Here is an 11,709-nt window from a genome sequence, read left to right as displayed (position 1 = left end):
GACATGAGTCAGCGCGCCCACCGACTCCTGCGCTTGCGGGCGCCGGACCGGCGCGCTGGGCCGTCGCGGCGGGGCCGTCCGCTCGCGGCCGAGGCCGCGCGACGTGGCATCTCCGCCACGGAATCGCCGCGAAGGCCGATGAAATCGGCCTCGGAGGGCGTCGGATCCCTATGTTGTCAGGCGCGCCGCGCGCGCAATCGGCGTAGCCTTCGGGCCGTTGACAGACGGGACTGGCGGCCAGCGATGGCCAGGGAGGCCCTCATGGACGACTCCGCGCACGAGCGGCCCACGTCCGCCGCGGCGGCCGCGCTGCTGGGGCAGATGAAGCGGGCGGTCTTCGACGGCTCACGCATCGCCGTGATCCAGCGCGACCTCGCGAACCGCGTGCTCTACGCCAATGCCGCCGCCTTGGACATGAGCGGCGCCGCCCATGTCGACGAACTGCGCCTGGACCAGCTCTTCGCCGGCGAGGCCGGCCGCATCCTCGACGAAGAGACACGCGGTCGACGCAACGGCGAGCTCGGCGCCTATCGCGTCACGCTGACGCGCCTGGACGACCCTGGCCGCCAGGTCGCCGTCGAGGTCACCGGCCTGCCGCTGATGGACGCGCGGGGCGCGGTGGTCGGCTCGCTGGGGTTCTTCCGCAGCCTGCAGCACCAGGTGCTGACCGACCGGCTGCGCGAATTGACGCTGAGCCACGCCGGACGCCCGGATTTGCTGCCGCGGATGGCCGAGGCCCTGCGCAGCGAGCTGCCCTACGACCTGATGCTGGTATCCCGCGTCGTCGCGGACGGCGAGCATTGGGAATCGGAGATCGTCTTCAACCACCCGCCCTTCCGCCAGGACGTGCCGACCGCCTGGTACGAGCTCAACGACGCGCAGCGCGCCTTCATGGAAGCGAACGACGGCGGCATCCACGACTTCGATACGGTGATGAGCGCGCCGCCCTGGTCCGACATGGCCGACGAGCCGATCTGCCGCCAGATGCGCGCGATGGAGCTGAAGTCCAGCATGTGGCGACGCATCACCCGCGGGCAGGGCAGCGACGAGCGCACCGTCGCCATCCTGACCCTGCTCAGCCGTGAGCGCGATGCCTACGGCGAGTCCCATCAGACGCTGTTCAACCAACTGCCCCTGGTCGAGACGGTGCTCTGCGCGCTGGACCACGCGGCCCAGGAGCGCGACCGGCGCCAGCTGCGGATGTTCCGCGCGCTCAACCGCTGCGTCGACATCCAGGGCGCCTGCCGCTGCCTGGCCGACGCGCTGATCGAGATCTTCGACTGGCAGCATGTCGCGCTGTTCCGCATCGACAGCGCGCGCGAGTCCATCGTGCGCGTGGCCTCGGCGCGCCGCGGCGAGGACGGGTGCGCGGTCGATACCGGCACCGTCTGGGGCGACTACGCGCAGCACCTGGGCGTGGGCATCCTCGGCCGCGTGGCGCGGACGATGACGGCGCAGAAGATCGCGGATGTCTCGCAGGACCCCGACTACCTGCGCACGCCCGATGGCGAGCCGATCCGCTCCGAACTGGCGGTGCCCATCCTGTTCTCCGAGGGCGAGCGGGTGCGCTTCATCGTCAACGTCGACGATCCCCGGGTCAACGCGTTCTCGCGCGAGCATGTCCGGCAGCTGACCGACATCGCCCACGAGATCGCCGGCGCGATGGAGCGCATCAGCGACCTGACCTTGATGACCGAGTGCGTGAACAACGTCGCCGATCCGGTCATCGCCACCGACGCGAAACTGCGGATCCGCCGCGTCAATCCGGCCGCGGAAGCGCTGTTCGGCGCGCGTCGCAAGGCGCTCGAGGGGCGCAGCCTGATCGACCTGTTCCAGGATCCGCAGCCGCTGGTGGCGCTACTGCAGGGCACCGAGGCCGGTGATCGGCTCGGGGAGTTGCACGTGCGCCGCCCGGCCTGCGAGGACGCGGCGGCGGAGGCCGCCCAGGGCTCCGAGGCGTCGGGCGGGATGGGGGAGGCGCCCAGCTCGGTCTTCGTCACCCGGCGCGACTTTCCCGGCAAGCTCGGCGGCCATGTGTTCATCGCGCGCGACCTGCGGCCGATCCGCCGGTCGGTGCAGCTCGAATTCCTGGAGGAGACCGCCTACGAGCTGGCCGTCGAGACGCAGGCGCCGCTGGGCATGGCGATGTCCTGGCTGGAAAGCGAGCTCGAGTCGGCGCATCGTCCTGGCGCCGCGCGCGACCCGGACCGGGCCCGCGACCTGCAGACGGTGCTGCGGCAGCTGGGCCGGGTGAAGCACGCCTTCACGCGGCTGGCCATGTACAACCGCGAGGCCCGCGTCGCCGCGCGCGCGGTCAGCACGGTGCAGCTCGACAGCGAGCTGGAGGCGCTGCTCGCCAGCCTGGCCGCGTCGGAGCGGGAGAAGGTGCGGCTGGTCTCGGCGGCGCGGCGGGTCGAGGTCGAGGCCGACCACACGCAGATGCACATCGTCGTGGAGAGCCTGCTGTCGGTGCTGCTGCGCGCGGCGCCGGAGACGGCGACGGTGCAGCTCACGCTGGTGCCGGACGACCGGGAAGTCTTCCTGCGCCTGCGCGGCAAGCTGCCACCGGCCCGTCGGCACGGCACGCGTTTCGCGGCGCCCGAGGCGGCGCAGGCGGATCTGCGGCTGGCTCATCCGCTGCTCGACAAGCTGATGCGCAACCAGGGCGGCAGCCTGCGCATCCACGCGCTGGCCGATGGCGAGACCGAATTCGTGCTCGGTTTCCCAAGGGGGATCGCTCATGGCTGACTTCCTCCTGGTGTTCTGCCCGCAGCAGCAAGGCATCGAGGTCGAGCAGATCAAGAAGCAGCTGCGGCGCTTCGGCGCGCACGCGGTGCAGCAGGAGACCACCTGCGAGACCGCCCTGGAGCAGCTGCAGCAGCAGCGCTTCGACTTCGTCATCGTCGGCAGCCGCCTCGCGGCCGATGCCGGCGCGGTGGTGGAGGACGGCGGCGGTCTCGACTTCTGCCGCAAGGCCCGGCTGCTGACGCAGACGCCGATGATGCTGCTGGCGCCGGCGCTGACCTCGGAGCTGCAGCGCGAGAGCGCGCGCGTGCCGGGCCTGACCGCCTATGCCGATCCGGGCACCGCCGGCGGCTTCGCGCTCGAGCTGCTGCAGCCCGGCCAGCGCGTCGATCCCTGCCTGGCGATCCGCGTCAAGGCCAGCGAGACCGGCTGGAGCTTCGACATCGACGGCATCGGCTTCAAGTTCCATGGCGACGGCATGCTGACCGTGCCCCGCTCGGCCTGGATGCGCTGGGAAGCGCAGCACATGTTCCAGCCCGACTGGTACGACGAGTTCTCCGACATCGGCGAAAGCATCCGCATCGCGCTGTGCGACGAGAACCCGCATTTCAAGGTCCAGCGCGAACTGGGCCGCGCCGCCGCGGCGATGCAGCTGGGCGATGCCGGGCGCGAGCTGCCGGACCGGCTCACCTTCGCGGTGTCGGAGGCCTGTTATCCGCTGATGCTGGAGGCGGTCTTCGATCCGTCGCTGCGGCCGGAGCCCTGGCTGGCGCAGGCCGCCTCGGTGGCGCGGCGCCTGCTGGAAAGCGATGGCGACGCGAGCCAGGACCTGTTCTCCGGACCGCCCGCGGCGCGGCGCGCGCTGCTGATCTGCGCCGACACGCATGGCAGCGTGTTCAGCGCGAAGCTGCTGGGCGGGCAAGTGCGGCTCGATCCTCTGACCTCGGTGCGGCTCGAATGCGCGCGGGTGCGCAAGCTGCTGACGACCCGCGATACGCGCACGGGCCAGCCGCTGTTCTACGAGGACAACATCCGCGTGCTCGGCATGGACGGGCCGGTGACGCGCGCGGCGCTCGACGCGGCGCTGCGCGAGGGCAGCTGGGACCTGATCCATTTCGCCGGCCACACCTGCTTCCAGCGCCACGGCACGCAGCAGCGCGGCGGCACCGGCTTCCTGTTCATCGGGCCGGCGGAGGAGCCGGAGGGCATCGACTTCGGCGACATCGTCAGCTACATGCGCGAGGCGCGCTTCGTCTACCTGAGCAGCTGCGAGAGCGGCAACTCGGGCTTCGCGGCGCTGGCCGCGGCCGCCGGCATTCATGCGGTGCTGGGTTATCGCTGTCGCGTCAACGACCGCACGGCGGCGCTGCAGGCGCGGCTCTTCTACCGGATGCTGCTGCGCAGCCATTCGCTGAACGCGGCCTTCGGCCTGGCGCGGCGCCGCATCTACAAGCGCTACCGCGACCGGGACAACGCCTGGGCCTCCGCGATGCTGGTCACGCCGGAATTCCGGTCGTGATCGGGGAAGGCGGTCTCGTCGACGCGTTCTCGCTCAACTCGGCTCGCCGGTCATCAGGTCCAGCGCGATGCCGGCGGCGGGATCGCGCGGGTAGAAAGCTTGATGGCCGTGCGCGGCGCGCATTGCCGGCTCGCCCCATGGCGCGGTGCGCGCGGACCGGTAGTTGAAGAGCAGGCGTGCGCCTGGCACCTGCCGCACGACCGCGTGGATCGCTTCGTCGTCCGGATGCTGGAAGAGGCTGCCGTCGGTGGAGACCAGCCAGGTGCCGCACTCGATCCGACCGAGCAGGTCCGGGCTGAGGTTGGCGGCCGAGCCGTGGTGGGCCAGCTTGACCGCGTCGAGCCGCAGCGTCGCGGCGCCTGTCGCGGCCGCCATCCGGCCCAGCGTCGCCGCGAGCGTCGGCGCATGCGCGTCGCCGAGCAGCGCGAGGCGTCGACCGGCGTATTCGGCGATGACGGCGATGCTCGAGCCGTTGGCCACCGCGTCATCCATCGGTCCGAGCGCCAGCGCCGCCGACGACATCATCTGGTCCGGCGTCGGCCGCAGCCGCGCGCCCGAGGCGCGATAGGCCGCGCGACCATCGAGCCGCGCGCGCAGCGCCGCCTCGTTCGCCGGGTCGACCTCGGCGCGCTCCAGGGCGCGGCTCCAGGCGGTGCGCAGCTTGACGAGTTTGTCCAGCGTCGGCGAGAGCAAGGTGAGCCGCAGGCCGCCGGGCAGCTCGCGCACCGGCAGCGGGCCGGTCGCGGGCACGAACACCGGCGCGCCTTCGAAGGCCGCGTTCCATTGGCGCCCATCGATGCGCACGCTGATCTCGGTGCCCTGCATCGCGCTGCGCTGGTGGATGCCGGCCTCGTCGGATGGCGCTTGGCGCGGGGCGGGCGGCGGCTCCTTCAGTTCCTGCGCGATGTGCGGCCAGCCGTTGAACCAGATGTCCCGGAAGGTGGCCAGCTCCGGATGATTCAGCAGCTTGAGACAGCCCTCGATGTGATCGCCGTCGACATGCGTGATGACCAGCAGTTCCAGCTCGCGCTGATCCTCGGGCAGCGCCGCCAGGCGGGCCGACAGCGCGCCATAGGCGCCGACCGGTCCGCCGTCGATCAGCACGCGATGGGGCCGCGCCGCGTCGCCATAGCTCAGCAGCAGGCAGTCGCCGTGCCGCGCCGGCAGCAGCTCGATGCGGAAGACCTCGGCCATGGCGGTCGTGGCGACGCGCTCAGGACAACGCGTGCCGCGGATAGGGCCAGGCGGGTGCCTGGGAGCGGAAGACCACCGCCGGCGCGCGGGAACGCAGCCCGGCGTCGCTGACCGCGTAACCCCAGTTGATCAGCTCGCACTGCTCCTGTTCCTTGAAGCGGTCCAGGCGCGTGCGGATCGCCGCGAGGTCGGCGATCCGCGCCGGATCGACGGACAGCGCCGGCACCTCGGTCGCGGGGTAGTCGGCGATGTCGGTGTCGATGGCCCAGAACGCGCCCTGGGCCTCGCCGCGCGCGTAGGCCGCGATCAGCATGCGCTTGCGCAGGGCCAGCGCCTGGTTCAGGCCGATGTCCATCGCGCGCAGCACCTGCCGCGGGGCCATCGTGCCGATGCCGGCATCGATGTCGAAGGGCTTGCCGGCGTCGCTGACCAGCACCGTGGCGTGGCGGCCCCAGACGGTTTCCAGCCCGAGGTTGTCGTAGACGCCGCCGTCGGCCAGCATCAGGCGGCGGCGGTAGTCGACCTGGTCGTAGAGGTCGGCGCCATCGACGCGGGTGAAGTCCTCCGGCCGCACGTCCAGCGCGATCGGCGCCAGGACCGGCGGGAAGGCGCTCGAGCAGGCCACCGCGGTGGCCACGTCGAAGCGCGGTTTCGGGATGAGGCCGATGCGGTAGTCGCCGGCGTAGGGCTTGGAGAAGCGGAAGCTGACGCCGGTGGCGTAGTTGGTCGCGTTGAACACGAAGCGCGGCGTGTCGGGCAGCGACTGCAGCGAGGCGTCCAGGCCCAGACGCTGGCGATATTCCTCGGCGACGGCCTCGCCGGCCGACCGGAAGGGATTGAAGGCGCCCGACAGCACCGAGGCCACGTCGATGTTGCGGGCGCAGAACTCGCGCAGCGGTGTCACGACTTCGGCCTCGAAACGCGGGGAGTGCCCGTCGCCATCGAAGGCCAGCCGCGGCCAGCGCACGGCCAGCAGCCCCGAGGCGATCGAGCCGCCGGACACGCTGGACAGGCGCGCCAGCCGGCCCAGCACGCCCAGCTCGTTGAGCCGCCACAGCACGCCGACATGGAACAGCACGGCTCGGAAGCCGCCGCCGGACAGCGCGAGCGCGATGCCGTCGGCACGCGCGTCAGGGTCGAGGGGCATGGCCGTCTCCCGCAGTGGCAATGGACCAGCCTAGGCGCCGGGCGCTGGCGTCGCAAGCGGTCAAGTTGGGGATGCGGGCCGGCGTGACGGCGCACGGCAGGCCGACCGTGGGGGCGCGGCCGTGAGGTAGTGACGCATAACGCCGTGCGTTAGCGGCGATGGGGATTCAGCATCGAACGGAACGAGCCGATAGTGCTGTCTGGTCCATTCGCGCCGCCCCGTGCATCGGGCGTGGCGGCGCCGTTCTCTTCCCACTCATGAAACTCCGCACCCGCATTCTTTTCCTGTGTCTGGCCGCGTTGATCGGCATGGTGGTCCTGGCAACGGTGTCCTTGACGACGCTGCGCCAGACGATGATGAAGGAGCGCACCGCGCAGCTGTCCACGCTGGTGGTGCTGGCCCAGGCCGCGCTCGAGAAGCTGCACGAGCAGGAGCTCGCCGGCAAGCTGACCCGCGAGGAGGCACAGCGCCAGGGCAAGCTGATCATCGGCAGCTTCCGCAAGGACGAGCTCTACTTCTTCGTCCGCGGCTACAGCGATGACGTCAACCTGGTGCATCCCAATCCGAAGCGCGTCGGCATCGTCGACGCCAAGGGCGGCAAGGAGGCCGGCGTGCGCTATCGCGCCGCGCTGGAAGGCCGCAAGGTCGGCACCGTGATCGCACCGGGGACGCGGCCCAACACCAAGGACGAGGTCGAGAAGCTCTACGCGGTGACCCGCTTCGAGCCCTGGGACTGGATCGTCGGCTTCGGCGACTACATCGACGACATCGACAAGGCCTTCTGGCGCAGCGCCGCGGTGCTGCTGTCGATCGGCCTGGCGCTGATGGCGGTGGTCGGCCTGCTGGGCTGGCGCCTGGCGACCAGCATCTACCGCCAGCTGGGCGGCGAGCCGGCCTATGCCTCGGAGATCGTCCACCGCATCGGTGCCGGCGACCTGAACGTGGCGGTGGACCTGCGCGGCGCGCATGCCGACAGCCTGCTGGTGGCGATGGACCGCATGCAGCGCAGCCTGTCGACCACCGTCGGCCAGATCCGCGGCGCGACCGACACCATCGCCAGTGCCGCGGGGGAGATCGCCTCGGGCAACCGCGACCTGTCCTCGCGCACCGAGGCGCAGGCCAGCGCGCTGGAAGAGACGGCGGCGTCGATGGAGGAACTGACCGCCACCGTCAAGCAGAGCGCCGACAACGCCCGGCAGGCCAACCAGCTGGCGATGTCCGCGTCCGATTTCGCGGTGCAGGGCGGCCAGGTGGTCGACGAGGTGGTGGCCACGATGGCGTCCATCAGCGGCTCGTCCAACAAGATCGTCGACATCATCGGCGTCATCGACGGCATCGCCTTCCAGACCAACATCCTGGCGCTGAACGCAGCGGTGGAGGCGGCCCGCGCCGGGGAGCAGGGACGTGGCTTCGCGGTGGTGGCCTCGGAGGTGCGCACGCTGGCGCAGCGCAGCGCGACGGCGGCCAAGGAGATCAAGTCGCTGATCGGCGACTCGGTGCAGAAGGTCGAGGCCGGCAGCGCACTGGTGAGCCAGGCCGGCGCGACCATGTCGCGGATCGTGGGCAGCGTGAAGCGGGTCACCGACATCGTCGGCGAGATCTCCAGCGCCAGCCAGGAGCAGACCGCCGGCATCGAGCAGATCAATCAGGCCATCGCGCAGATGGACCAGGCGACGCAGCAGAACGCGGCGCTGGTCGAGCAGGCCTCGGCCGCGGCCGAGTCGCTCGAGCAGCAGTCGCAGGCGCTGGTGACGGCGGTGGGCGCGTTCTCCTGAACGCCTGAACGCGCCCGGGCGAGCGAGGCGGTCGGCGGGGCACCGCTACGATGCGGGCCCCGATGTCCTCGTTGCCGCACCGATGCCCGCGCTCGTTCCCACTCCCACCGCCTTCATGCTCGACCTCGACGGCACGCTCGTCGACACGCTGGGCGACTTCGTCGCCGTGCTCAACCGCGTGATGGCCGACATGGCGCTGCCCGAGGTCTCGCGCGCTTTCGTCGAGCACACCATCGGGCAGGGCAGCGAGCACCTGATCCGCAGCGTGCTCGCCGAGGCGGGCGCGCCGCCGCAGCGCTACGAGGAGGCCTGGACGCTGTACCAGCGCCATTACGAGGTGCTCAACGGCGAGCACGCCGATGTGTTTCCCGGCGTCGTCGAGGGACTGGACGCGCTCAAGGCGCTCGGCCTGCCGATGGCCTGCCTGACCAACAAGCCGGCCGCCTTCGCCCGCGAGCTGCTCCGGCGCAAGGGCCTGGCCCACTACTTCGACCGCGTCTTCGGCGGCGACGACTTCGAGCGCAAGAAGCCCGATCCGCTGCCGCTGCTCAAGACCTGCGAGGCGCTGGGCAGCGCGCCGGCCACGACCTGGATGATCGGCGACTCCAGCAACGACGCCCGCGCCGCCCACGCGGCCGGCTGCCCGATCGCGCTGGTCAGCTACGGCTACAACCACGGCGAGCCGATCCGCGGCGTGCCCGCGGATCGCTACCTGGACCGGCTGGACGAGCTGCTCGGCTGAGCGCTCGCGGAGCGCCGCGAGCTCAGCGGTTGCTGCCCGCGGCGTTGCGGCTGCTCGTCGCGGCAGGCTTGGCGCCGCCCAGCAGCGCCACCTTCAGGTCGGAATCGGCCGGCGACTTGCCCAGCCAGATCTTCAGCAGCATGTGGAAGAAGTCCTCGCCCTTGATCGGCTCGCCGGGAATCAGCTGGCCGTTGACGAAGACCACGGTGCCGGTGCCGGGGATGTAGTCCACACCGAAGCTCTCTCCGGTCTTGAGCTTCTTCTTCTGCACGAAGATCTCCGACATGCGCAGCACGCCGCTGATGGAGCGGCCGAATTCCTCGCGCGTGGCGTTCTGCTCCATGCCCTTGGTGAAGAGCTTGCCCAGCTCCTCGCCATCGATGTCGCGCAGCATCTGGATGTGGATGCGCTTGGGACCGTTGTTGGCCAGCACGGCCTCCGGCGTGGTGGCCTTCGCGTTCAGGTACAGGCCGGCGGTGTAGACCTTGAAGATCGCCTTGTAGCGGATCCCCGCGCCGTTGAGCTGCAGCTTCTGGCCGGCGACCTCGGCGGTGCCGTCGTACTTGACGCCGGCGAGCTCGACCGGCGCCGGGGCCGCCGTGGGCGGGGCGGCCGGCGCGGCCGATGACGCGCCCGGTGGCGTCGACTGGGCGGACGCCCCGACGGGCGCCAGCATCGCGGCCGCGAGCGCGGCCATCAGGACATTGCGCTTGGACATGGTGTCTCCTTCCCTCCGGAGGATCGGCCGGCTCCGCGGCCGACTCTGGACGGGGAGTATGCGCGAACCGCCCCGCGGCCGGCCCCCGGGAATCCGCCTGCTACACTGCGCCGCACCATGTTTATCACGCGCAAGCACATCAAGGGGTCGAACGACCGGGGAGCCTGGCCCTGGCGATCCTGGCACGACTTCACCTGAAGCCGCCTGCTGCTTGCCACCCGCCGTCCCCTCTATCCCTCGGACGCGGGTCACCGTCACACTCTTGCTGCACCCTACCCGACGGGGCAGGTCCAACAGGCGACCTGAGTTTCCGCTTGCGCGCGCGCCGTGATGCCCTGCGTCACCGGCCGTCGTCGCAGCCGACAAGAGGTTTGACGACGTGATCACTGAACTGGAATTCCAAAGCCTGGCCGCCGACGGCTACAACCGCATCCCGCTGATCAGCGAGGCCTTCGCGGACCTTGAGACCCCGCTCTCGCTCTACCTCAAGCTCTGCGCCGGCAACGGGCCGGGCCGGCACAGCTTCCTGCTGGAATCCGTGGTCGGCGGCGAGCGCTTCGGGCGCTACTCCTTCATCGGGCTGCCGGCCCGCACCGTGCTCAAGAGCGAAGGCACGGTCACCCGCGTGATCCGTGACGGCGCCGTGATCGAGACCCACGACGGCGACCCGCTCGCCTTCATCGAGGCCTACCAGCAGCGCTTCAAGGTCGCGCTGCGGCCCGGCATGCCGCGCTTCTGCGGCGGCCTGGCCGGCTACTTCGGCTACGACGCGGTGCGCTACATCGAGCCGCGCCTGGCGGACTCCACGCCCGAGGGCGGCCTGCCCACCCCCGACGTGATGCTGCTGCAGTGCGAGGAGCTGGCTGTCATCGACAACCTCTCGGGCAAGCTCTACCTGATCGTCTACGCCGACCCGTCGCAGCCCGAGGCCTACTTCAAGGCCAAGAAGCGGCTGACGGAGCTCAAGGACAAGTTGGGCTACTCGGTGGCCGCGCCGCGCGTGGTGCGCGGGCAGGCCCATCCGGTCGAGCGCGAATTCAACAAGGCCGACTTCCTCGCCTCGGTCGACAAGGCCAAGGCCTTCATCGCGGCCGGCGACTGCATGCAGATCGTCTTCGGCCAGCGGCTCAAGAAGCGCTACACCGAATCGCCGCTGAGCCTCTACCGCGCGCTGCGCTCGCTCAATCCCAGCCCCTACATGTACTTCTACGACATGGGGGACTTCCAGATCGTCGGCGCCTCGCCCGAGATCCTGGTGCGTCAGGAATCGACGCCGGAAGGCCGCAAGGTCACGATCCGCCCGCTGGCCGGCACGCGTCCGCGCGGCGGTACGCCGGAGCAGGATCAGGCGCTCGAAGTGGAGCTCAAGGCCGATCCCAAGGAGCGCGCCGAGCACCTGATGCTGATCGACCTGGCCCGCAACGACATCGGTCGCATCGCGCGGACCGGCAGCGTCAAGGTCACCGACGCGTTCGCGGTCGAGCGCTACTCGCATGTGATGCACATCGTCAGCAACGTCGAGGGCCTGCTGAAGGACGGCATCGGCAACATGGACGTGTTCCGCGCCAGCTTCCCGGCCGGCACGCTGTCGGGCGCGCCCAAGATCCGCGCGATGGAGATCATCGACCAGCTCGAGCCGGTCAAGCGCGGCATCTACGGCGGCGCCTGCGGCTACCTGAGCTTCGGCGGCGACATGGACCTGGCCATCGCCATCCGCACCGGCGTGGTCATGGACCAGGTGCTGTACGTGCAGGCGGCGGCGGGCATCGTGGCCGATTCGGTGCCCGAGCTCGAATGGAAGGAGACCGAGGCCAAGGCCCGCGCGCTGCTGCGCGCGGCGGAGCTGGTCGAGGAAGGTTTCTGACCCGG

Annotated in this window: 8 protein-coding genes; 5 read left to right on the top strand and 3 right to left on the bottom strand. The window is 70.6% G+C overall.

The window, feature by feature from the left end; all coding sequences use genetic code 11:
• Positions 1-261 precede the first annotated feature (261 nt).
• Positions 262-2,748 carry a PAS domain-containing protein gene (locus FHT37_RS16910; protein ID WP_183483110.1) on the top strand — a complete coding sequence of 829 codons (2,487 nt, stop codon included), beginning with the start codon at positions 262-264 and terminating at the stop codon, positions 2,746-2,748.
• Positions 2,741-4,264 carry a CHAT domain-containing protein gene (locus FHT37_RS16905; protein WP_183483108.1) on the top strand — a complete coding sequence of 508 codons (1,524 nt, stop codon included), beginning with the start codon at positions 2,741-2,743 and terminating at the stop codon, positions 4,262-4,264. The genes FHT37_RS16910 and FHT37_RS16905 overlap by 8 nt, the downstream gene beginning before the upstream one ends.
• A gap of 33 nt (positions 4,265-4,297) precedes the next feature.
• On the opposite strand, the gene FHT37_RS16900 is transcribed toward FHT37_RS16905, so the two are convergent.
• On the bottom strand, positions 4,298-5,458 hold the full coding sequence (locus FHT37_RS16900) for a hypothetical protein (RefSeq protein WP_183483106.1): 1,161 nt from the start codon (positions 5,456-5,458) through the stop codon (positions 4,298-4,300).
• Between the two features lie 19 nt (positions 5,459-5,477).
• Positions 5,478-6,605 (bottom strand): patatin-like phospholipase family protein, encoded by a 1,128-nt coding sequence (locus tag FHT37_RS16895; protein WP_183483104.1) that lies wholly within the window; start codon positions 6,603-6,605, stop codon positions 5,478-5,480.
• Positions 6,606-6,862: 257 nt separating this feature from the next.
• Between FHT37_RS16895 and FHT37_RS16890 the strand changes: the two genes are divergently transcribed.
• Complete coding sequence (locus FHT37_RS16890) at positions 6,863-8,380, top strand: methyl-accepting chemotaxis protein (protein WP_183483102.1); 1,518 nt, start codon at positions 6,863-6,865, stop codon at positions 8,378-8,380.
• A gap of 82 nt (positions 8,381-8,462) precedes the next feature.
• Complete coding sequence (gene gph, locus FHT37_RS16885; RefSeq protein WP_091728176.1) at positions 8,463-9,122, top strand: phosphoglycolate phosphatase; 660 nt, start codon at positions 8,463-8,465, stop codon at positions 9,120-9,122.
• Positions 9,123-9,144: 22 nt separating this feature from the next.
• On the opposite strand, the gene FHT37_RS16880 is transcribed toward gph, so the two are convergent.
• The gene (locus FHT37_RS16880; protein ID WP_183483100.1) at positions 9,145-9,840 is read right to left on the bottom strand and encodes a chalcone isomerase family protein; all 696 of its coding nucleotides are present in this window, start codon (positions 9,838-9,840) and stop codon (positions 9,145-9,147) included.
• A 379-nt stretch (positions 9,841-10,219) separates the two neighbouring features.
• On the opposite strand from FHT37_RS16880, the gene trpE reads away from it, so the two are divergent.
• A complete protein-coding gene (gene trpE / locus FHT37_RS16875; RefSeq protein WP_183483098.1) occupies positions 10,220-11,704 on the top strand; it encodes an anthranilate synthase component I in 1,485 nt (494 codons plus the stop codon).
• Positions 11,705-11,709: the final 5 nt, after the last annotated feature.

The sequence above is a fragment of the Mitsuaria sp. BK037 genome (assembly GCF_014193045.1).
In the GTDB taxonomy this organism is placed as follows: Bacteria; Pseudomonadota; Gammaproteobacteria; order Burkholderiales; family Burkholderiaceae_C; genus Roseateles.
Note: the sequence above shows the minus strand (reverse complement) of the source record. Positions and strands in the feature narration are given on the sequence as shown.

Excerpts from the sequence above, each read along its gene's own strand:
- FHT37_RS16910 (WP_183483110.1), top strand. The coding sequence starts at position 262 with ATGGACGACTCCGCGCACGAGCGGCCCACGTCCGCCGCGGCGGCCGCG.
- FHT37_RS16905 (WP_183483108.1), top strand. The coding sequence starts at position 2,741 with ATGGCTGACTTCCTCCTGGTGTTCTGCCCGCAGCAGCAAGGCATCGAG.
- FHT37_RS16900 (WP_183483106.1), bottom strand. The coding sequence starts at position 5,458 with ATGGCCGAGGTCTTCCGCATCGAGCTGCTGCCGGCGCGGCACGGCGAC.
- FHT37_RS16895 (WP_183483104.1), bottom strand. The coding sequence starts at position 6,605 with ATGCCCCTCGACCCTGACGCGCGTGCCGACGGCATCGCGCTCGCGCTG.
- FHT37_RS16890 (WP_183483102.1), top strand. The coding sequence starts at position 6,863 with ATGAAACTCCGCACCCGCATTCTTTTCCTGTGTCTGGCCGCGTTGATC.
- gph (WP_091728176.1), top strand. The coding sequence starts at position 8,463 with ATGCCCGCGCTCGTTCCCACTCCCACCGCCTTCATGCTCGACCTCGAC.
- FHT37_RS16880 (WP_183483100.1), bottom strand. The coding sequence starts at position 9,840 with ATGTCCAAGCGCAATGTCCTGATGGCCGCGCTCGCGGCCGCGATGCTG.